The organism is Sunxiuqinia elliptica, from assembly GCF_900113005.1.
Classification (GTDB): domain Bacteria; phylum Bacteroidota; class Bacteroidia; order Bacteroidales; family Prolixibacteraceae; genus Sunxiuqinia; species Sunxiuqinia elliptica.
Window position 1 is genome coordinate 395,593 of record NZ_FONW01000001.1, and the last position, 24,203, is coordinate 419,795.

The following is a 24,203-nucleotide window of genomic DNA, read 5'->3' on the forward strand; positions in this document are numbered from 1 at the left end:
TATTCAGTTTTCAGGCGATCTATTTCTGAAAGAACCGATGAACCGGTCTCTTTTTTTCTATCCAGCTTCAACGCAAAATTTACCCGAATTCTCTAACTACAGGTCAATCAATCCATTCTTCTTTTAAACGATCTTCCAGAATCCCTTGGCTTCCCCATCAAACTCAATCTTTCCATAGTTTATTATTACTTTTACAGCTCTAAATATTTAAATGTGAGTCAAAAAATACTATTCATCACGCCACCATTCACGCAGCTTAATACGCCGTATCCTGCAACCGCTTATTTAAAGGGCTTTCTAAATACAAAATCCATTCCTTCCCATCAATGTGATTTAGGAATTGAAGTCATTTTAGCCTTGTTCTCCACCAACGGATTAAACTCTCTCTTTCAGGATATTGAAAGCAGAAATCCTGAGTTGTCCGATAACGCCCGGCGTATTTTCAATTTACGCGATGAATACATCCACACGATTGATCCGGTCATTGCTTTTCTGCAAAACAAAAACACTGCTTTGGCTCATGTGATTTGCGAAAGGAGTTACCTGCCCGAAGCTTCCCGTTTTGGCCACACCGACGACTTGGACTGGGCTTTCGGAACTATGGGCTTGCAGGACAAAGCCAAGCACCTGGCGACACTTTACCTGGAAGATCTTTCGGATCTGATTGTGGAATCCGTCGATCCTCATTTTGGTTTTAGCCGTTATGCTGAACGCTTAAGCAGTTCGGCCAATACGTTTGATGAAATCCACCAATCACTGCTTGAACCAGACAGTTTTATTGATCGGTTGACACTGACTTTACTGGAGCAAAAAATAGCCGATTATCAGCCAACAGTGGTTGCTTTTTCGGTTCCCTTTCCGGGAAATTTGTACAGTGCTCTGAAATGTGGTCAATGGTTGAAAAAACATCATCCAGCAATTCCAAGAGTCATGGGTGGCGGCTTTCCCAACACCGAGTTACGTTCGCTTTCTGATCCTCGGGTGTTTGATTTCGTTGACTTTATTACCTTGGACGATGGCGAAGCAACCACCCTTTTGCTACTTGAACACTTGGATGGCAAACGCGAAGCCGATTTGCTAAAACGTACATTCAGACGCGTTAACGGAGAAGTGATTTACAGTGATGGAGCCACTGAAAAGGATATTTCGCAGGCCGACGTAGGCGTTCCAGATTACTCCGACTTACCACTTCATCAGTACCTTTCAGTAATTGAAATTGCGAATCCCATGCACCGCCTATGGAACGATGGACGTTGGAACAAACTCACCTTGGCACATGGCTGCTATTGGGGCCGTTGCACCTTTTGCGACACTTCGCTGGACTACATCAAACGCTACGAGCCCAGCAGCGTGCAACTATTGGTTGACCGCATGGAACAGCTCATTAAGCAAACCGGACAAATTGGCTTCCATTTTGTTGACGAAGCAGCTCCGCCTGCCTTGACGCGTGCCCTTGCCCTGGAAATTATCCGCCGCAAACTAAGTGTCGTTTGGTGGACCAACATTCGCTTCGAGAAAAGCTTTTCCTACGACTTATGCCAGCTCCTGAGAGCATCCGGCTGCATTGCAGTATCCGGCGGGTTGGAAGTGGCTTCCGACCGCTTGTTGGGCATGATCAACAAGGGTGTTAGTTTAACCAAAGTAGCCAAGGTAACCGATAATTTCACCCAGGCAGGAATCATGGTGCATGCCTACCTGATGTATGGCTTTCCCACGCAAACAGCCCAGGAAACCATCGATTCCCTGGAAGTGGTCCGCCAGCTGTTTGAAGCAGGAGTCATTCAATCCGGCTTTTGGCACCAGTTTGCCATGACAGCTCACAGCCCGGTCGGTCTTCACCCCGAAAAATTCAACGTCAAAATAGAAAATAAAACGGTGGGGACGTTTGCCAATAATGACCTGGTTCATAGCGATCCGAGTGGCTGCCAGCATGAGCTGTTCAGCGACGGACTAAAAACGTCGCTCTACAACTACATGCATGCCATTGGCTTTGACCTTCCGCTTCAGGAGTGGTTTGATTTCAAGGTACCTCACACCAAAGTCAATCCGCACTTTATCGAACAGGCGATCGAATCGCAGGAATACCAACCGGTCAGCTCATCCGCATCCATTGTTTGGATCGGCGGAAAAGCCGCCATTGATTACTTCAGTAAAAAGAAGAAAAAACGAAGTTACCCGATGGCGCAGCTAAGGTTCTCGAATAAGCATTCAGAAGTCAGTATTCAGCTGAAAGAACAGGAAGGAAAATGGCTCATGACACAGCTTCCCAGCTTGGCTGTTGCCAACACCAGCTTGCCAACCTTTGAAGAGCTGCAAACAAGTTTTGAGGAGGAAACCGGCGAAGATTTCATCCTTTTCTGGAACAGCAAGCCCATGATAAGCTTGAGAAAAAACGGTTTATTGATGCTTTGACAAACGAAATAAGCATTTAAAATCAATCGTCTTTGCATTGGTAATCTATTCTTTCGGCTCAAAATTTCGTTTATCTTTGTAGCCCTTAACCAGAATTGGTTTTCACGACAATAAAATCATTTGAAACATGTCATCATACAAACGCACCTTAATTACTTCCGCCCTGCCATATGCTAATGGGCCCGTTCATATTGGTCACCTGGCCGGAGTTTATGTACCAGCTGACATTTATGCCCGTTACCTGCGTCTCAAAAAACAAGACGTCTTGTTTATCGGAGGATCTGATGAGCACGGTGTTCCCATTACTTTAAAAGCAAAAAACGAAGGAGTTACTCCGCAAGATATCGTTGACAAATACCACGGGATGATCAAAGATTCTTTTGGCCGTTTTGGTATTTCGTTCGATGTGTATTCTCGGACCAGTGCGCCAATTCATCACGAAACAGCTTCGGAGTTTTTCAAGAAATTGTATGACGACGGTAAATTTGTAGAGCAAACCAGCGAACAATATTACGACGAGGAAAACAAGCAATTTTTAGCTGACCGATACATTGTTGGAACCTGCCCCAAGTGCTCGTTCGAAAAGGCCTATGGCGACCAATGCGAAAGCTGCGGAACTTCGCTTAGCCCAACGGAATTGATCAATCCAAAATCCATGATCAGTGGCAATACGCCGGTATTGAAAGAAACCAAACACTGGTACCTGCCACTTGACCAATACGAACCTTGGTTGAAAGAGTGGATTCTGGAAGGACACAAAGAGTGGAAATCGAATGTTTACGGGCAATGCAAAAGCTGGATTGACAGCGGCCTGAACCCACGCGCAGTGACCCGCGACCTGAACTGGGGCGTTCCTGTACCTGTTGAAGGTGCCGAAGGGAAAGTGCTATATGTATGGTTTGATGCGCCTATTGGCTACATCTCAGCAACCAAGGAGCTGACTCCTGACTGGGAAAAATACTGGAAAGATTCGGAAACCAAAATGCTACACTTCATCGGAAAAGACAACATTGTCTTCCACTGCATCATTTTTCCATGTATGCTGAAAGCTGAAGGAAGCTACATTCTTCCAGAGAATGTGCCCGCCAACGAATTCCTCAACCTGGAAGGGGATAAAATCTCCACTTCCCGCAACTGGGCCGTTTGGTTGCACGAATACCTGGATGAATTCCCTGGAAAAGAAGATGTACTGAAATATGTATTGACCGCCAATGCTCCCGAAACCAAAGACAATGACTTTACCTGGAAAGATTACCAAGCCCGAAATAACAACGAGCTGGTTGCCGTGTTGGGTAACTTTGTCAATCGTGCGTTGGTACTGACACAAAAATATTACCAAGGCGAAGTGCCTGCTTTGGGTGAGCTAAACGAAGTAGACCAAACGACCTTAGCTGAAATTGGCCGTTTGAAAGGAGAAGTTGAGAAGAGTCTGGATAACTACCGTTTCCGCGAAGCTTTGAAATTAGCCATGGATTTAGCTCGTTTGGGCAATAAGTACCTGGCAGACGAAGAGCCTTGGAAAGTGGTGAAAACAGACCCTGAGCGTGTAAAAACGGTCATGAATATCTGCTTGCAGATTACAGCCAACCTAACCATCATGTTGGAGCCATTCTTACCAATGAGTATGAATAAGCTTCGCGGTTTCCTTGATATGGAGAAATTGGAATGGAGCGAGTTGGGCCGCACTGATTTACTGGCTGCCGGACACCTAACCAACAAACCAGAACTGTTGTTCGAAAAGATTGAAGATGCCGTTATCGAAGCTCAGGTGCAAAAGCTGCTGGATACTAAAAAAGCCAATGAAGCTGCTGAAGCTGTGGCTAAACCAGCAAAAGAAAATTGTACATTCGACGATTTCATGAAAATGGATATCCGCACCGGAACCATTTTGGAAGCAGAGTTGGTTCCTAAAACGAAGAAGCTGTTGCAGCTGAACGTTGATACTGGGATTGATAAACGGACTGTTGTTTCAGGAATTGCCGAGTATTACAAACCCGAGGACATCGTTGGAAAACAAGTTTCGATTTTGGTGAACCTGGAACCACGCAAAATTCGCGGAATTGAGTCGCAAGGTATGATTCTAATGGCTGAAGATGCCGATGGTACCCTACGCTTTGTTTCGCCGGAAGAAAAGGTGAAAAATGGCTCTGAAATACGCTAAAAAGACAGTCGTACCAACACTTGTTGGTGCGCTTCCGTAAGTTGCCGTACTGCCTTTGCGGATCGGCCACTTACTCTACATATAACAAGAACCGCTTTTGTACGCAAAGGCGGTTTTTTTATTTTCCGGAAGGTAAGTTTAAGATAAACGAAGACCCTTTGCCTAGCTCACTCTCAACCCGAATCGTTCCTCCATTTTTAGCGACCAACTCAGCCACTAGCTTTAAGCCAAAGCCAGTCCCTGCCTCTTTCTCAGTTCCCGGTTGTTGTACTTTTGACGACAGATCAAAAATCTTTTGAGCATCTATTTCTCTCATGCCAATTCCAAAGTCAATCACCCGCAACTCAACTTGCTCCGCTTTCGGCCTTCCTTCGATGACAATACGGCTCTTACGGTACGAAAACTTAATGGCATTATTGACCAGATTGCGGAAAATGGTCTTGAGCATATCTCGATCTGCAAATACCACAAATTCATCATCAAAATCAAACTCAACAACCAATTCCTTATTTTTTAGTTGCAAATCAATTTGTTGCAGTTGCTCCTCCAATAGTTCTTTCAAACGAATAGACTGAGGCTTAAAGCTCACATTCCCTTGTTGCAACCGAGCCCAATCTAAAATTTCATACAACAGCTTATTGTGTTGTGATGCAGCAAAAGTGATATCCCTCAAATGCACAGTTCGCTCATTTTCCGGAATATTATCATAATTTTCAAAGATGAATTCCAGGTAATTAGCAATTGTTCCCGAGCTGTTTTTCAAGTCGTGGGCAACAATCGAAAAAAACCGATCTTTGGTTTCGTTAGCTATTCGGAGCTTTTCTTCGGACTGAATCAATGCCTGTTGTGCTTCCAGCTTTCGCCAAGCAATTTTGGAGTAAAAGAAAACCAACAACACCCCTAATGCCAAAGCAAAAAAGAATAAGACAAGTAACTTTCTCATGGGCAAGAAAGAGCCATAAGTCATCTCCTGGCTAGGAACAAAAGCAATTAATTTCCACTCATAACTTTCAACAAGTTCATAATTAATTCCCCCATGACTCAGCCTTCCAAAAGGCTCAATAACCGACACCGTAAACAAACCTCTGTCACTCTCAAACTGACCTTGTTGCATCTGATTGATTCTCTGAAAATCATCTGAAAAGAAACTCGTAATGTTTTGATCTTTTTTGTTTTCAAACATGAAACCCCACTCCATCGCCGTGTCTTTCGCATTCAAAAAATACCCATCCTGATTAATTAGGTAATTAGCTCCGCCATATTCCTGTAAATGTTCATCCAACTCCTGAACGATATCTGTCCCATCAAAATTCAACACGTTAATTCCCTGCCTTTCTCCTTTATCATTAAAAACGGGTGCACAAATACGCAGCATGGGGCGATAAGGAAGTTCCAGTTCTCCGTGTTCAATATTCAAATCAAAAGGAGAGACGTAAAACTGTCCTTGTTGAAGTCCGATCGCTTCTTGATAATAATACCGGTGAGACTTATCCTGTAACTCTTTAGGAAGACAGAAATAGGGTTCATTGTTGCGTCGTTCCAGCCGAAAAATTTCCATTCCAGAAGTATTAAGGAACCTCAATTGATAGTAGGCTTCCTTATTTTCCAGCAACTTTAGCAGAAAGGCATTGAAAGACTTTTCAATCTCTTGGTCAGCTATTTTACCCGAAAAAAATTGAAGAAACAGATCACTCTCAGAAATTGTCAGAAGATCAAGGATGGACTCTTTAAAAAGGTGCTCAATCAGATTTTTATCGGCCAATACAATCTGTTTTTGATTGGCTCTCAATTCGATTTTTTGCTGAATAACAATCTGACGAATTCCAATCAGAAAAACAACGACAAACAAAGCAACAACCAAGGCTAAACGCCACAGAAAATGCTTCAAAAAATAAGTTTGGCTATACTTCTCTTTTAATCTCACGAGCTAATTAATTCAATGAATATGGTTCAGCATACTAAATTAGCTAAAAACAAAAGCCTGCCAATAAAAAAGGGTCGCAAATGCAACCCTTCTCAAACTAATAAACCAACTAAACCTAAACTAAACCTAAAACTATAAGCGTCTGTAAATTTTGTATTCCCAAGCTTGAAGTTCGATGCTCTCCTTCTCTTCTACAACCAATTTACTGTCTTCCCAAATCCCATCATATTCTTCACGAACATCGAACTCAATATCAGAAACAACAGGATGATCGGAAAAGTTCATAATGATCAAAAGTTTGTTTGCGTTTTTTTCACGGGTAAAAGCGAAAACCTGATCATTATGATTGGTGTTGAGTAGTTTCAAATCCCCGCCATCCAAGCCATTCCACAGCGCTTCGTTGGTCTTTTTTAGCTCAATTAAACGCCTATAAAAATCTGACTTATCAAGCTTTGACCAATCAATTTCATCTTTCTCAAAAAATGCCAGCTGCTTATCCAAGCCAGCTTCCTGGCCACTATAAATCAAAGGAATTCCGGGTACGGTAAAGCTAAATACAGCAAAGGCATCAGCCGCGTCACCCATGCGTTGGTTCACTGTTCCGGCCCATGAATTTTCATCGTGGTTGGTGATGAACTGCATGGGAAAAGACCCCGGCGTGTATTGTTCTTCATCCATTTCGATGAAGTAGTTGCGTAGATCCTGCACGGTTTGTTCGCCTTTAGCAACAGCATTCATCATATGATGCAGCTTCCAGGTGTAATTCGATTCAAACGCATACTTCAGCAAGCCCGGATGATCTTCATCCTCGGCAAGCATGTAGATGGGCTTAATGGAGTCGAATGAAGCACGTGCTTCTTCCCAAAAGTCCTGAGGCACTCCCCAGGCCACGTCGCAGCGAAAACCATCAATATTGGCTTCTTCCAGCCAAAAGTCCATCGCATCAATCATGGCACGACGCATGGGCTGAACATCAAAGTTCAGATCGGCAATATCTGACCAGTCCGGATTCGGCGCAATAATGGCTCCTGTTGAATCTTTGGTGTACCACTCCGGATGGTCAAAAATCCACTGATTGTCCCAGCCTGTGTGGTTTGCCACCCAGTCGATAATTACCTTGAAACCGAGGTCGTGTGCCTCATTAACCAGATTTTTAAAATCTGCCATCGTTCCAAACTCTGGGTTGATTCCTTTGTAGTCTTTCACCGCATAATACGATCCCAAAGCTCCTTTTCGGTTTTTCTCCGAAATTGGGTGAATGGGCATGATCCACAAAATATCGACTCCCAGATCTTTCAAGCGGGGCAAATGCTCGGCAAATGCCTTGAAAGTGCCTTCTGGCGTATATTGGCGAATGTTTACTTCGTAGAGCACGGCATCTTTTACCCAATCCGGGTTCGGCAATTGCTGACCGGTTATCACCTGCTCCTGATTCGATTCAGGCTTTGTTTTTGGCTGACAGGACACCAAGGCTCCCACCACAAACAAAATCGTAAATAGTTTAAACACTTTTAACTGCATGTTATTCCAATTAGCTTATAGTTTCTTCAATCCTTTCGTTAGTGCTTTATCCGTAACTTCGATGATACTGATGGCATAGCCACCGCCCGGAGCACAAGTTTGTTTCAAAACGGATTTATTGGTAACCACAGCCTTCCGAATAGTGTAAGCCTGTGGATTATTTTTGTAGTGTGCATCCGCAGCATCCGCATAAATTGTCGCGATATATTTCTTGCCTTCATCCAGAAAATCAAATTTCAGGACTGACTGGTACCCATTTTCATCCACAGTGGTTCCTACAAACCAGTTGCTGGTTCCTTTGGCTTTCCGTGCAATGGTGATGTAATCTCCGGGCTCTGCCGCCAACGCACGTGTATCATCCCAATCGATGGCCACATCTTTGATAAACTGAAAAGCATCTTCAAAACGCTGGTAATGTTCCGGAAGGTCAGCTGCCATTTGCAAGGGGCTGTACATGGTTACATACAAAGCCAATTGACGCGCCAGCGTTGTGTTTACATGTGAATTGTTCTCCGGATTCAGTTTGGAAATATCCATTTCAAAAATACCGGGAGTGTAATCCATTGGGCCGCCAATCAATCGAGTAAATGGAAGAATTGTGGTATGAAACGGCTTGCTTCCACCAAACGCTTCGTATTCGGTTCCCCGGGCCGACTCATTGCCAATCAGGTTCGGATAAGTCCGGCATAAACCCGTTGGGCGAACAGCCTCGTGCGCATTAACCATGATTTTGTATTCGGCTGCTTTTTCGATCGCATAATGATAGTGATTCACCATCCATTGCCCGTAATGATACTCTCCTCGCGGAATCATATCTCCAACATAACCGCTTTTTACCGAATTGTAGCCATGATCAACCATAAACTGGTAGGCTTGATCCATGTGGCGCTCGTAGTTGCGCACGGAACCTGATGTTTCGTGGTGCATCATCAATTGAATTCCCTTGGATTTGGCATACGCCTGCAACATATCTACATCAAAATCAGGATAAGGTGTTACAAAATCGAACACATAGTCTTTCGACTTACCAAACCAATCTTCCCAACCGGTATTCCAACCTTCAACCAACAATTGGTCGAAACCATTTTCAGCGGCAAAATCGATGTAAGCTTTTACTTTCTCATTGTTGGCAGCGTGCTTTCCATTCGGTTTAGCTTTGGAGTAATCAAATGTTTCCAGTTTAACCGAAGGCACATCGGTATAGGCCCAGCTGCTTTTTCCGGTAATCATTTCCCACCAAACACCCATGTATTTAACAGGCTTAATCCACGAAGTATCCTCAATTTTACAAGGTTCATTCAAGTTCAGCGTCAGGGTTGACTGAAGAATATCAGCCGCTTGGTCGCTAACAATGACCGTCCGCCAAGGAGAAGTGCATGGAGCCAGTAAGTAGCCCTTTTTCCCTTGCGCATCAGGCGTTAGGAACGATTCAAAAACCATGTTTTGATCATCCAACTCCAAGTGCATGCAGGAATAATCAACCAAGGCAGCCTCATGAATATTGATGTACAAGCCATCGTCACTTTTCATCATCAACGAAGTTTGCACCCCTGTTGGTGAGAATGGAGTTTGCGACGCATTTGGAGTAATTGCCGTTTCCATCAAGCCCCTGATTTCAGAAAGCTTTGATTCGGAGTAATCGTATTCCTGGGTGTCAAAGTCTCCCGGAATCCAAAAGGCTTTATGATCGCCTGTCATCGCAAACTGGGTATGCTCCTCTTTGACAACCATATAGTTTAAGTTAGGCTGCTCCGGAAACTCGTAACGAAATCCGAGCCCATCGTTAAACAGCCTGAAACGGAGAACAATATGGCGCGAGGCTTCCTCTTGATTCAGCGTGACAGCCAATTCATTGTAGTGATTCCGAATCGACCGGTACTCGCCCCAAACAGGCTCCCAGCTTTCATCAAAGGTTGATGTTTCGGTTTGACCAAGGGTAAACCCGTCGGTTAATCCCCACTGGTCATCAAACAATTCAATTCCCAAAGAACTAGGCTGAATCACCGGTTGTCCTTTGTAAGAAAGGGTATAAAAAGGCACCTCATTTTTAAGCTCAAACGACAGAGTCAGTTGCCCATCTGGCGACTGGATTTGCTGAGCTTTGGCAATAAAACTACTTACCAATAGGATGACTGCTAACAGTCGTATTTTTCTGGTCATTTTTCTTGATTTCAATCGGTTTATTTTAATTCGATAATCATGGCTGCTTTTGCGGGAACCGTGATGGTTGAGAGATCATTGATTGGTTTCGAACGAATAATTTCTGTTCCACGTGAAAACTTTCCAATAAGCTCTTCAAAACGGGCAGTTTCCAGCTGACTATCAGTCTTATTCTTATTCAAAACAACCATCACCGTTTCATCGTCGTTGTAGCGGAAGTACACGTACAAGCCATTTTCAGGCACAAAATGCATGAGTTTGCCTGTATGAATTACTTCTTTGTTTTTCCGCCAATTTTGAATGGTTCCAATGTAATTTTGAAGGTCTTTTTGCGCATCGCTTAAGCCTTCGCCAGTAAATGCATTCACCGCATCACCGTCCCATCCTCCAGGAAAATCGCTTCGGATGATCCCATGGTCTTCCGTGCCCGGATTGGACATCAGCACCTCTGTTCCGTAAAAGATTTGAGGAATACCACGAGTCGTTAGAAAGAAAGCCAAGCCCATTTTCAGCTTGTCAACATCCTCTCCCACTTGCGTGTAAAAGCGTGACATATCATGATTGTCCGGGAAGACCACCAAGTTGTCAGCATCCGGGTAAAGAAAATCATTGGATAAGGCTTCGTACAATTCCTGCAAACCTTTGTCCCAGCTTTCTTCGTGCTGCATGGCCCGGCTTGTCGCATTTTGAACCGGGAAGTCCATCAAGCTCGGCAAGCTACAATGGTAGCCATCCGAATTTTGCTTGCCTTTTTGCCAGTAGGACACAATGGCCGGATTCATGCTCCACTCTTCGCCTACGATGTTGAAGTTCGGGTATTCTTCCAGCACTTGCTCCGTCCAGTCGGCCATCATGTGTTTGTCCGGGTAAGGCCAGGTATCCTGACGAATTCCCTCCAGACCAACATATTCAATCCACCAAATACTGTTTTGAATCAGGTAAGTAGCCATGAATGGATTTTTCTGGTTTAAGTCAGGCATTGTTGGTACAAACCAACCATTCAGCATGGCTTTGCGGTCCGCTTCGGACACATGCGGATCCTGATGCACGGTACGTCGATGCGTCGTAATTTTGTATTCCGGGTAATGATGAATCCAATCATCCATAGGCATATCATCCATCCACCAATGCTCCGAACCACAGTGGTTGAAAATCATATCCATAATCAACTTCATGCCCCGTTTCTTCAGCTCTTTCGACAGCTCCAGGTATTCTTCATTACTCCCATAGCGTGGATCGACCTTGTAAAAGTCAGTGGTTGAGTAACCATGATAGGACACCTGAGTCATGTTATTTTCCAGCACTGGGTTTAACCAGACAGCCGTAAAGCCAAGCCCTTGCAGATAATCCAGGCTATTGATAATTCCCCGGATATCACCTCCATGACGGCCATCTTTATCGGCTCGGTTTGGAAGCTCCTTCATTCCCTCAACAGCATCGTTATCCGGATTGCCATTGACAAATCGATCCGGTGTGATCAGGTAAATGACATCCGAGCTATTAAAGCCCATTCGGTTAGCCGAATTAGCCTCCCGATCCCGCAATTCGTAAGTATATGAAGTTGTTTTCTTCCGGCCGGTAGTAAAGGTTAAATCAAAGGTTCCAGGGCGGGTTTCTTCATCAATTTTAAGGTTGATAAAAAGGTAATTGGGATTCTTCACCCGACTCACACTTTCCAAGCTCACTCCGGGATAGTCAAGGCTAACATCAGCCTGGGCAATATCCTCTCCATGCACCATCAATTGCAGGTTTGGATTCTTCATGCCTACCCACCAAAACATCGGTTCTACCCGCTCAACTGAAGTGGCCAGTAATTGAGCCGATCCGGCTAGCACCAGTAAAAAGACAATCGCTATTTGTTTAATCATTTCTCTTCTCTATTTAGTATCAGTTCTTGTTTTTCCTGCAACTCATAATTTTTGCCCCAAATAATGGCCGACACCATTCCCGGGTTATGGTTAATGATTTTTAGTTCCTCTCCCATTTGAATTTCGAGGTGTGAGCCTCTGAAACTAATCTTGAAGGAGTACGATTCCCATGATTTTGGGATGAAAGGATCCAGCATCAGCTGGCCATTTTTAACACGCATACCCCCAAAAGCTTCGACAAATGACATCCATGTTCCAGCCATACTGGTGATGTGCAAACCATCTTCGGTATCGTTGTTGTAGTCATCCAAATCTAAGCGTGCCGTGCGTAAATAAAACTCATATGCTTTGTCTTCGCGGCCAATTCGTGAGGCCAAAATACTGTGAACACAAGGCGATAATGAAGACTCATGAACGGTGATCGGCTCGTAAAAATCGAAATGCCGTTTCACACTTTCCTGATCATACTCATCCTGAAACCAATACAAGCTTTGAAGGGTATCCGCCTGCTTGATGTAGCACGAACGCAAAATGCGATCCCAGGACCAGTTTTGATTAATTGGGTATTCGTCCTCAGGCAGCAAATCAACCGGAATAAGCTCCTTATCCAGGAAGCCATCTTGCTGTAAAAAGATTTCCCTTTTTGCATCATAAGGAAAGTACATCTTCTCAATGATTTCTTTCCAATGATCTGTTTCCTGCAATTCGTTGAACTTCCATTTCTGAATCAGTTCTTCGAACAGGTAAGGATGTTCGCGCTTGATGTAAGCAATAACATCCAAGGTATATTTCAGTGTCCACACCGCCATTTTGTTGGTATGGAAATTATTATTTACGTTGTTTTCGTATTCGTTGGGGCCAGTAACTCCAAGAATCACATAAGCCTGCTTTTCTTCGGACCAGTTTACCCGTTGCGCCCAAAAACGCGAAATTCCAAGCAGCACTTCAAAGCCATAAGGCGCTAAATACTGTCGATCGCCAGTATAGTTGATGTAGTTGTAAATGGCATAGGCAATCGCTCCATTTCTGTGAATTTCTTCAAAAGTGATTTCCCATTCATTGTGGCATTCTTCACCATTGATGGTCACCATGGGATACAAAGCAGCCCCATTTTTGAAGCCCAACTTCTCAGCATTTTCAATGGCTCTACCCAAGTGTTTGTAGCGGTACATGAGCAGGTTCTTTGCCACGCGCTCCGGTGCAGTTCCTAAAAAGAATGGCAAACAGTACGCTTCGGTGTCCCAATAGGTTACACCACCGTACTTTTCACCTGTAAAACCTTTTGGTCCAATATTGAGGCGCTCATCATCGCCGGTATAAGTTTGCATCAGGTGGAAAATATTGAAGCGTATTCCCTGCTGAGCGGCACGATCTCCTTTAATCTCAATATCGCTGGTTTCCCAGCGTAGTTCCCAAGCTTTGCTGTGTTCCTGATACAATTGCTCAAACCCTTTGGCTGAAGCCTCCTCTACAAGCTTTTGAGTTCGAGCTTTCATCTTTCCCTTTGGTGTTTGCAATGACGAGCAGATAGCCGCGTACTTCTCAACCACCAAGGTATCACCTTCCTGAAACTGGCTATGGAAGACTGAGCCAACGAATTTCTCCTTTTGCAATGCCTCTGGCTGATCAAGCTGCTCTTTTCCATTCAGCAGTACTCGTGTTAACTGTCGATTGCCGGAATGAAAACCCGTCTTTTTGGTTTCCATGCACAGGAAAGCATTTGCTCCCTCCACTTCTTTTTCAAGCTCCACCCAGAATTTCTCATCGTAGTTGGAATCTTCATTCATAACATCACCATCGATGAAAGAGGTGACTGTTAATGGCGCTGAAAAATTCAAACTTTTAAGTTGGTAGCGAATCACTCCAATTTCCTGATTCTTCATGCTCAGGAAGCGTTTGGCCTCCACTTCCAATTTTTTCCCGGAAGGCAAGCTTGCCACAAACGACCGGGTCAACAATGCGGAATGCATATCCAGTTCTCGCTTGAATTCGTCCACTTGGGCGGTGGCTAAATCCAACTCTTCACCATCAACCTGAATGTGAATACCGATCCAGTTGGCAGCATTCAACACCTTGGCAAAGTATTCGGGATAACCATTTTTCCACCAGCCCACCCGGGTCTTATCAGGATAATACACCCCAGCCAGGTAGTTCCCTTGCAAGCTGTCGCCGCTATACTTTTCCTCGAAGTTTGCGCGTTGGCCTGTGTGGCCATTTCCTAAGCTGAATAAGCTCTCGGAAACCCGGTTGTTTTTGGGGTCAAATCCTTCTTCAATGACCTTCCAATCGCAATGTATGATGTAATTTTTCACTGGTAATGCTTTTTAGTCCGTTAATTCTTATCGCTTAAAAAAGTGGCTAATTGCTTTAAGTTGAACCCTTCGAAGCCGGAGATAACCTGATCGGCTTCTGACAGGTTTTTCGGATCACCAACGCCAATGCAAGCCATACCCGCATTTTTAGCTGCTTCAACCCCTGCAATGGCATCTTCAAACACCACACAACTCCGGCTTTCTACCTGCAATGCTTCTGCACCTTTCAGAAAAACTTCCGGATCGGGTTTTGCTTGGGTCACCTCGTTACCATCAATAATGGCATCAAATAATTCTTCGATGTGTAGTTGCTTTAGAATTAACCGGGCATTCTTACTGGCTGATCCTAAAGCCACAACTATTCCTTTGTTTCTAATTTCTTCGATAAACTCCTTCACCCCGGGAAGTAACTCATCATCCTTCATCCGTTGAATGTAGCTGAGGTAAATCTCATTTTTTTGAGTTGCCAATTTCATTTTTTCGTCATCAGCCAAAGTCGTGTTTCCCAATTCAAGAATAATGTCTAAAGACCGCATCCGACTCACTCCCTTCAGTAACTCGTTGTGCTCCTCAGTAAAGCTTATTCCCAACCCATTGGCCAATTGTTGCCAAGCTAAATAATGGTACTTGGCTGTATCGACAATTACACCATCCAAATCAAAAAGACATGCTTTTATTTCCATCCATCAATTGTTTAATTACAGTAGCCTACAACTACTACATCCTATTTTCTTTAATCGTTTATTTATCCGGGCTATCAACATCATCGACAAACAACACGGTTACTGCTGCAATCAGCATCGAAGCCCCGCCCAGTAACAAGGCCATGATCGATTCACCGCCAAAAACATGGGTCATGAAAAACCCCAAGATACTGGCCGCTAAAATCTGTGGAATGACAATGAAAAAGTTGAAGATTCCCATATAGGTTCCCATCTTCTCAGCCGGAAGTGAACCTGTTAAAATCGCGTAAGGCATGGATAAAATACTGGCCCAGGCTACACCAACTCCCAGCATGGAAATGATGAGAATATTGGGATCGCGAACGACGTAAAAAGAAGCCAGTCCCAAGCCTCCAAGTATCAAGGCAATGGCGTGTGTTACTTTTCGATTGGTGTACCGCGCAATCACGGGTAATAAGAACGCAACAACAGCCGCAAAGCCATTGTAAACACCAAACAAAACCCCCACCCAATCAGCTCCATCGTTATACAAAGCCGAGGTGGTATCGGTAGCACCAAAGACATAACCGGTAACCGCCGGCGTAGAGTAAATCCACATGGAGAAAAGGGCAAACCAAGAAAAGAACTGAACCACTGCCAGCTGCCCCATGGTTTTAGGCATATTCATCATGTCCGTAATCACCTCCACCAGGCCATTATTGGTCTTTCGCTGTTTTGACAAGAAAGCTGTCAGCAACTGAACCATTCCAAAAACAAGCAAGCCTCCACTTAAAATGTACAGTTCCTTTTCCAGATCAAAGTGGTAGAACAGGAAGCTCATTACGATTCCAGCAACTGAAAACAACACCCCATTACGAACGAAAGCACCCAGCAATTCAATGGCTGATTTTGCTGTAACCTTAGCGTCGGGGTTGCTCAATATTTTCTCTTCTTCAAAAGCTTTCAGTTCTTCCGGACTATACTCCTTGGTTCGAATCACCGTCCAGAGAACCGCTAAGAAGAAGACTGAACCTCCAATGTAAAACGACCATTTTACGGAAGGTGGAATCAACTCATCGCCCGAAGCCACATTCGCAATGCCAAACCAATTGCTAAGCATGTAAGGCAGCAAAGAAGCCACAACAGCACCGGTGCCGATAAAAAAGCTTTGCATGGCAAATCCCTGGGTTCGTTGTTCACTTGGCAGCATATCGCCAACAAAAGCCCGAAAGGGTTCCATCGAAATATTAATGGAAGCATCCATAATCCAGAGTGTTCCAACAGCCACCCACAATAGCGGAGAGTTAGGCATAACAAACAAGGCCAGCGAAGCCAAAATTGCTCCAACCAGAAAATAAGGACGCCGACGCCCCAGTTTCCCCCAGGTTTTGTCACTATAATGCCCAATGATTGGCTGTACAATCAGGCCCGTAACAGGAGCTGCCAACCAAAGCACAGCAAGCCGGTCGACATCACTACCCAGCGTTTGAAAGATCCGGGATACGTTGGCATTTTGCAGCGCAAAGCCAAATTGGATCCCCAAAAAGCCAAAACTCATGTTCCACACTTGCCAAAAACTCAGCACTGGTTTTCGTTTCATAACAGAATGAATTAGTTCTTAAAATCAGGTTTTGTTTAAAATCAATTGAACAGTCGAATAGATGCAATCATCATTTCTGACTCCACAATGAGTCATCGACTAAGTTAATTTGATCCCAACAAAAGGTACATAAAGGTGCTAACCTAAGCGGTTAACATTCTCAGGAAGTAAAAAAGAATTGTATGTAATCGGAAATACGCTACAAATATAAAGATGTAATTTCGAAAAAGTCAAGCCTCCAAGCATGCTACACAGACATTTTTTTGCCCTGTAAACCCAATAAACAAGCGCAACCCCCTGTTGCAAACGTTTGCAAGCAAGATCCTATTTTTTTCAAAAAAATTGCTTTTTAGCACGATTCGAAGAAAAATACGGATTGCAAGAAGCCTAAACAGGTATGAATACGAGTAATCAATTGAGAAAGGAAAAACCTTATTTCCGCTATATTGAAGACCCACGAACAATCAGATTGGCATCCAAAACATGACTTTGCGCCGGTGCATCGTAGTTCGGATTCAGCAAGCGTCGGAGCAACATTTTAGTAGCCACGCTTCCCATTTCATAGCCATGTTGATCTACCGAGGTCAATGTTGGATCTGTTATTCCTGAAAAACGGCCATCGCTAAAACCAACTACGGCAATCTGCTTCGGAATTTTAATGCCCCGTTTCTGAAGTGTTTGCATCGCACCAATGGCTGTCAGGTCGTTAACGGCAAAAATGCCATCAGGCGGATTCTCCATATCTAACAGCTTATTCGTTGCTTTTATCGCCTTTTCGAAACTGTCAGCTTCAATAATGAGCTCAGGGATCACCGGTAAATTTGCATCTTTCAAGGCTTGCTCATAACCAACGCGGCGCTCAATACCGATCGACAAATTTTTAGGCCCAGCAAAGTGAGCAATACGCTTTCGTCCCCCATCAATTAAGTGTTTTGTTGCCTCATAGGAAGCCTTTTGATCATCAATAATCACATGATCAGTTTCTATTTCAGGGATGACCCGATCAAAAAAGACCATCGGTACATTGCGGTCCTGAATGGCAAATATATGATCGTATTGATGTGTTTCTTTTGAAATGGCCACCAAAACACCATCAACCCGGTGAGAAAGCAGCGCTTTTACATTGGCCACTTCCCGATCGTAACGCTCATTCGACTGGCAAATAATTACTGTAAAACCAGCATCATAGGCCACATCTTCAATACCACTAATCACCGAGGAGAAAAAGTAATGGACAATTTCAGGAATGATGACACCAATGGTATTGCTTCTACTATGCTTTAAACTCAAAGCAACAGCATTTGGCTCATAATTAAGTTTTTTAGCCAACTCATTTACAGCTTTTTTGGTCGCCTCGCTGATATCCGGATGATTTTTCAATGCCCGCGATACCGTTGATGCAGATATGCCCAAAATTCGCGCAATATCCTTTATGGTGATCTGATTACTGCTCATTACTAAAAGAACTGTTGATCCATACTAACTGTTGTTAAAAATAGGAATTTATTCAGTTAACATTGAATTATCTGTTCTAGATTTTTATGTCTTCAAAAAACTGAACAAGTCCCTGTTTTATTAAAGCTCAAACTTCAGCTTTTGCAAGAGCACTCCAACAGATTCCAGATGAGCATGGTATTTAGATTCCGCTTTCAGCACGACTTCCCAAGTTCGACAAAACAAAGGTATACCCACCAGTTACTACCTGTTGTGTAACATGTTTGATGCAAACGACACCGCAAACGTTTGCAATCGGAAGCCTGCTATAAAACAAAAAGAAGTCATCTTAAAAAGTCTATCATTGTCTCATCGGAATACAAAAAAGGAAGTAAAAAAGAATTAACCAAACATTAAAAAATTAAGAATTTAAATGAGGAAAATGCTGATCTAATTGAGTTAAAAACTAATTATTAAATCATTATGAAGATTATTCGCAAAAACTTAAAGATCTCGCTGATGATCCTGGGATTGATCATTTCACAGATATCTTTTGCTCAGGTTGTCAGTATATCCGGGAAGGTCACCGACCAGGAAACCGGAGAAGGACTTCCCGGGGTAACCGTCCTTGTGAAAGGAACAACCAATGGAACAATCACCAATTTTGACGGCGACTATACATTAAGTGTTGACCAGGGAGTAACCGTACAGTTTTCATACATTGGTTATGAAACCACTGAATTTGTCGTTTCAAGTGCTCAAACACTTGATGTTGCTCTACGCTTGGACACCGAACAACTGGAAGAAGTGGTCGTTATCGGTTACGGCCAGGTACGCAAAGAAGATGCAACCGGAGCGGTAGCCTCGGTTAGCTCATCTGATTTTAACCAAGGAGCAACCAGTTCACCACAAGACCTGATTCAAGGAAAAGTAGCGGGTGTATTTATCCAGTCAGAAGGTGGAGCACCTGGTTCTTCAGCCAAAATACGGATTCGTGGAGGTTCATCCATGTCAGCCAGTAACGATCCGTTGATTGTAATTGACGGAATGCCTATTGACAACCGTACGATTGACGGAATGAGCAACGTACTAACATCAATAAACCCGAATGACATCGCTTCATTCACCGTATTGAAAGATGCTTCTTCAACCGCTATCTACGGTTCTCGCGCTTCCAACGGGGTCATCTTGATTACCACCAAAGAAGGTAAGCAAAACCAGGATTTCCGCGTTGAGCTGCAATCAAAAATGACGGTTAGCGAAATAAAAGAATACATTGATGTATTGGATGCTGATCAGTTCAGAGCTTTGGTCAACCAACGGGCTGAGCTAAACAGTTCTGTTAATCCGGCACTGATGGGCAATGCAAACACCAATTGGCAAGATGAAATTTTTCAAACAGCCATTGGCCATGAACACAACTTAAGTGTTTCAGGAGCTCTTGATAAAATTCCATTTCGTGCATCACTCGGTTATACCGACCAATTCGGTATTCTGAGAACATCATCGATGGATCGTAAAACAGCAACCTTCAAGGTTAATCCAAGCTTGCTTGACGACCACTTGAAAATAACTGCCGGAATTAAGTACATGAACATTGGTAACCGTTTTGCTGATAAAGGAGCCATCGGAAGTGCACTTCGTTTCGATCCAACCAAACCGGTTTTCAACAACACTGGTATCTACGGTGGTTATACCACTTGGTTAATGTCTGACGGATCTCGCAACGTAAACGGAACCCGTAACCCAGTAGCTCAATTGCAACAAAAACGTGATGAATCCGATGTTAATCGCTACATCGTTGATGCACAAGCAAACTATAAACTGCATTTCTTTCCTGATATCACAGCCACTTTAAAAGTTGGTTTAGACGAATCAGACAGTGATGGTTTTGTCAACACGGACCGTTCGGCATCATGGGTAAGAACAGCTTTATCAGGCGTAGAACGCGATTACACACAAAAACGTAGGAACAAGCTTTTCAACTTCTATGTAAACTATAAAAAAGACCTTCCGGGCATTGCCAGTAAGGTAGATGCAATGGCTGGATATGAATGGCAACATTTCTGGTCCAATGCTTCAGCCTATGAAATAGACCGCTTCAGCGATGTTGTTGAAGACTCTAAAGACGAAACAGAAAACTACCTGGTATCTTTCTTCGGAAGAGCAAACTATTCTTATAAAGATAAGTACCTGTTAACAGCAACGATGAGAGCTGATGGCTCTTCTCGTTTCCACAAAGACAACCGCTGGGGTTACTACCCATCAACAGCTTTGGGATGGCGTATCATCCAAGAACCTTTCATGGAAAACCTGAATGCGGTGAGCAACTTGAAACTCCGTTTGGGATACGGACTTACCGGTCAACAGGAATTAAACACTGGCGACTATCCTTATCTGGGTGTTTACCGCTTGAGTGACTCCCGTACACAATACAAACTGGGAGACCAATATTACACACTTATTCGTCCTGACGGATATGACCAAAGCTTGGAGTGGGAAAAAACAACAACTTACAACGTGGGAGTTGATTTTGGCTTCTTTGATAACCGCTTAAGTGGAACCGTTGATTTCTACAAGCGAGATACCAAAGACCTTTTGAACACCATTCCGGTACCTGCAGGAACCAACTTTACAGACCGCTTGCTGACCAACGTAGGTGACCTGGAAAACATTGGCTTTGAATTATCGGTAAATGCCATACCTGTTAGCACCAAAGATTTGAGTTGGGAATTGAGTTTCAACCTGACTCACAACCAAAATAAGGTTACCCGGCTTACCAACTACGATGATCCTGACTACAAAGGAGTAGACACTGGAAATATCAGTGGTGTTGGTGTTGGTAATACCATTCAAAAGCATGCTGTTGGGCATCCGCTAAACACTTTCTATGTTTACGAACAAGTATACGATGCAAACGGCAAACCCATTGAAGGATTATACGTTGACCGCAACAACGACGGAACCGTCAACGAAAACGATAAATACTACGCGGAGTCACCTACTCCGGATGTATTCATGGGACTTTCTTCAACGCTTTATTACAAAGATTTTGATTTTGGTTTTAACGCCAGAGCAGCCATTGGCGGTCAGATCTACAACAACGTAATTATTGGTGCACGTTACCAAGAACTTACCGTTAATGAATACCTGACTAACATGCCTTCTGAAATCAATAATTCTAAATTTGCCACAGCACAGCAATACTCGGATTACTTCCTGGAAGATGCTTCGTACCTGCGCTTGGACAACGTAACTTTAGGTTATAATTTCCAGAAACTGCTCAAAAAATCAGTTGGCATAGACCTTAACCTACGCTTGTATTCTTCCGTTCAAAATGTATTTGTCATTACCGATTACAGTGGATTGGATCCTGAAGTAAATGAAGGAATTGATAATGACATCTATCCTCGCCCAAGAGTTTATTTGTTTGGACTTAGTGCAAGCTTTTAATCAATAAACCATTACAATCATGAATACAAAAAATAGCATAAAATATCGCGCAATCGCATTAGTCATGCTTCTCTTTGCCTTAGGTTCATGTGTCAACGATTTGGACACCTTGCCTCTTGATGAAGATTTGCTGACAGCGGATAAACTGACGGACGATGCCTCTTACAAAGGAATGCTGGCTAAGTGTTATGCAGCCTTTGTTGTTGGAGGACAAACAGGAGTTGACGGAGAACCCGATATTAGTAGTATCAATGGTGGATTCTCTTCTTACTTACGCCAGCTTTGGAATCACCAGGAATTAACAACCGACGAGGCCATCTGTGCTTGGAACGACGGAAACCTGCGTGACTTACACGACATGGATTGGACCGCATCCAACGAGTTTGTTACGGCCATGTACTACCGGATTACGCTCGAAGTTGCTTATTGTAATAACTTGATTTCATTGACAAAAGATCAAGACGAATTCAAAGCATACAATACGGAAGCACGCTTTTTAAGAGCACTGGCTTACTGGCATTTGCTGGACATGTTCGGAACAGGTCCTTTTGTGACTGAAGAAGATCCTGTTGGTTCCTTCTTCTTCCCCGAACAAGCAACAGCACAACAATTGTTTGACTACATCGAGTCAGAATTAAAAGCCATTGAAAATGAGTTGCCAGCCCCACGTACCAACGAATACGGACGCGCTGACCAAGCTGCAGCATGGATGGTACTATCAAAATTGTACTTGAATGCCGAAACCTATACTGGCACTCCTAAATACACTGAATGTATCACTTACACTCAAAAAATCATTAATGGAGGTTATAGTTTAGAGTCGAATTACGAAAACCTGTTCCTGGCTGATAATAACCTAAGCAACAATGAGATCATTTTCCCATTGGTTTGCGATGGCGAACGCACACAAACCTGGGGAGGAATGACTTTCTTAATTCACTCAACCGTAGGTGGCGACATGCCAGCCAGCGATTCAGGTATTGATGGTGGTTGGGGTGGAAACCGCACAACCAGCTCTTTCGTAAACCTTTTCGACGATATTACTGGGGAAACCGATAGTCGTGCGTTGATTTGGACAGAAGGCCAAAACCTGGAGATTGGAGATATTTTCAGTTTCCGCGATGGCTATGCACTTCGCAAATTCCGGAACATTACTTCGGATGGTGTTGTTGGCTCAAACCTTTCACATCCAGATACCGACTTCCCGCTATTCAGATATGCTGATGCGCTGTTGATGTATGCAGAGGCTGTTGTTCGCGGTGGATCAGGTGGCGATATGGGAACAGCTGTAGGTTACATCAACCAGATCAGGGAAAGAGCTTATGGCAATGCTGACGGTAACATTACTGATGCCGATTTGACCCTTGACTTTTTACTGGATGAACGCGGACGCGAATTGTACTGGGAATGCCACAGACGCACCGACTTAAGACGTTTTGGCAAATTAGCAGGTGGTGATTATGTCTGGCCTTGGAAAGGCGCTGTTGCTGCCGGAAAATCAGTTGATGCAAAATACAACGTTTTCCCAATCCCTGGCGCTGATATTAATGCCAATCCAAACTTAACACAAACCACTGGTTATTAATCTCATTAATATAGATTACCATGAAAAAATTTAAATATCTACTCATCGCATGCCTTGCAATTAGTTTATTCTCGTGTGAGGACGATGATATAGTAAAATTAAATGATTCAGAGTATGTGCCAGCTTCTAATATTGAAGGGTTTGGCACAACTTTGGCGATATCAAAACCACAAAAAGCCGAAACGGTCACCATATCGTATACGCCGGCATCCTACGGTGTGGATATTGTTAAAACACACAAGCTTCAATTTGCGACCTCTGAGGACTTTTCAGATCCAATGACCTTTGATGTTGATGCCTCGGATAATTCATTTTCATTCTCTGTAGGTACCTTAAATGAATTCCTGACAGAAGACCTGGCATTGACTGTAGATGAAGAAGCCACCGTTTCTGCACGAGTTATGACCTATTCACTAAACGGTGTTGATACCTTGTACTCTTCTCCTGTCAACTTTAAAACAACACCTTACTTGGATATTCTTTTTGCTGAAAATACCTTCTACCTGTTTGGCGACGGCGTAGGACGCATTGCACAAAACAATAAACTTAAATTAAACAAGGTATTCGGAGAGCCCGATGATTCCTGGACCATTGTCTGGATGGAAGCGACCGGAACCTTCAAGTTGTGTTCTGATGTAAACTACAAAGGTGTCATTGGAAAAGTTGGTGATCCGGTTGATGGCGAATACTCCTTGGGAACAGTGGATAACAGAGGAGAAGACATTCCGGTTCCTGGAACAGCGGGCTACTACACCGTGGGTGTCAACATGGCTACAAACAAGTTGATTATTGAACCAGCCAATGTTTATATCACCGGTCCAAACGTTGATGCTTGGCCTGTAAGCTCAGTTACCGAAGAGAACCGATTTAAACAAGATACTGAAAACAAAACCATGTATCTAACCAAATCGTTCTTGGGTGGCGAACTAAGACTTCACGTCACACATCCGTACATTTCTGCTTCTGACTGGTGGCATGCCGAATTCATCTTCCTGGACGGTAAAATTGAATACCGGGCAGATGGTGGTGATCAGGAAAGAGTTAATATCGATGGCGGAGAAAAAACCATTGAGCTTGACTTCATTAATCAAACTGGTAAAATTAAATAGAA

Annotated in this window: 13 protein-coding genes; 5 read left to right on the forward strand and 8 right to left on the reverse strand. The window is 43.5% G+C overall.

From position 1 onward, the window contains the following. The first annotated feature begins 213 nt into the window (after window positions 1-213). Complete coding sequence (locus BM156_RS01565; protein ID WP_093918063.1) at window positions 214-2,412, forward strand: B12-binding domain-containing radical SAM protein; 2,199 nt, start codon at window positions 214-216, stop codon at window positions 2,410-2,412. A gap of 127 nt (window positions 2,413-2,539) precedes the next feature. Continuing rightward, window positions 2,540-4,573 (forward strand): methionine--tRNA ligase, encoded by a 2,034-nt coding sequence (gene metG / locus BM156_RS01570; RefSeq protein WP_093918064.1) that lies wholly within the window; start codon window positions 2,540-2,542, stop codon window positions 4,571-4,573. 118 nt (window positions 4,574-4,691) lie between these two features. On the opposite strand, the gene BM156_RS01575 is transcribed toward metG, so the two are convergent. The 8 genes from BM156_RS01575 to BM156_RS01610 all read right to left on the reverse strand — a co-directional run bounded on the left by BM156_RS01575 (window position 4,692) and on the right by BM156_RS01610 (window position 18,075). Further along, on the reverse strand, window positions 4,692-6,461 hold the full coding sequence (locus BM156_RS01575) for a sensor histidine kinase (protein WP_170846820.1): 1,770 nt from the start codon (window positions 6,459-6,461) through the stop codon (window positions 4,692-4,694). A 168-nt stretch (window positions 6,462-6,629) separates the two neighbouring features. Further along, window positions 6,630-8,018 carry an alpha-amylase family glycosyl hydrolase gene (locus BM156_RS01580; protein ID WP_093918066.1) on the reverse strand — a complete coding sequence of 463 codons (1,389 nt, stop codon included), beginning with the start codon at window positions 8,016-8,018 and terminating at the stop codon, window positions 6,630-6,632. A gap of 15 nt (window positions 8,019-8,033) precedes the next feature. Continuing rightward, window positions 8,034-10,178: a glycoside hydrolase family 97 protein gene (locus BM156_RS01585; RefSeq protein ID WP_093918067.1), complete on the reverse strand. Its 2,145-nt coding sequence runs from the start codon at window positions 10,176-10,178 to the stop codon at window positions 8,034-8,036. 20 nt (window positions 10,179-10,198) lie between these two features. Beyond that, window positions 10,199-12,046: a glycoside hydrolase family 13 protein gene (locus BM156_RS01590; protein ID WP_093918068.1), complete on the reverse strand. Its 1,848-nt coding sequence runs from the start codon at window positions 12,044-12,046 to the stop codon at window positions 10,199-10,201. Then, window positions 12,043-14,358, reverse strand: coding sequence for a family 65 glycosyl hydrolase domain-containing protein (locus tag BM156_RS01595; RefSeq protein WP_093918069.1), 2,316 nt, complete (start codon window positions 14,356-14,358; stop codon window positions 12,043-12,045). Before BM156_RS01595 ends, BM156_RS01590 begins: the two co-directional genes overlap by 4 nt. A 20-nt stretch (window positions 14,359-14,378) precedes the next feature. Then, complete coding sequence (pgmB, locus tag BM156_RS01600; protein ID WP_093918070.1) at window positions 14,379-15,041, reverse strand: beta-phosphoglucomutase; 663 nt, start codon at window positions 15,039-15,041, stop codon at window positions 14,379-14,381. A gap of 58 nt (window positions 15,042-15,099) precedes the next feature. Next, on the reverse strand, window positions 15,100-16,620 hold the full coding sequence (locus tag BM156_RS01605; protein ID WP_093918071.1) for an MFS transporter: 1,521 nt from the start codon (window positions 16,618-16,620) through the stop codon (window positions 15,100-15,102). Window positions 16,621-17,061: 441 nt separating this feature from the next. Continuing rightward, complete coding sequence (locus tag BM156_RS01610; protein ID WP_093918072.1) at window positions 17,062-18,075, reverse strand: LacI family DNA-binding transcriptional regulator; 1,014 nt, start codon at window positions 18,073-18,075, stop codon at window positions 17,062-17,064. Between the two features lie 462 nt (window positions 18,076-18,537). Here BM156_RS01610 and BM156_RS01615 point away from each other — a divergent pair, with 462 nt between their 5' ends. From BM156_RS01615 to BM156_RS01625, 3 genes are read left to right on the forward strand one after another with little or no spacing between them, the layout of a single operon-like run. After that, on the forward strand, window positions 18,538-21,507 hold the full coding sequence (locus BM156_RS01615; RefSeq protein ID WP_093918073.1) for a SusC/RagA family TonB-linked outer membrane protein: 2,970 nt from the start codon (window positions 18,538-18,540) through the stop codon (window positions 21,505-21,507). Window positions 21,508-21,526: 19 nt separating this feature from the next. Then, a complete protein-coding gene (locus BM156_RS01620; protein WP_093918074.1) occupies window positions 21,527-23,092 on the forward strand; it encodes a RagB/SusD family nutrient uptake outer membrane protein in 1,566 nt (521 codons plus the stop codon). 20 nt (window positions 23,093-23,112) lie between these two features. Beyond that, window positions 23,113-24,201, forward strand: coding sequence for a SusF/SusE family carbohydrate-binding protein (locus BM156_RS01625; RefSeq protein ID WP_093918075.1), 1,089 nt, complete (start codon window positions 23,113-23,115; stop codon window positions 24,199-24,201). Window positions 24,202-24,203: the final 2 nt, after the last annotated feature.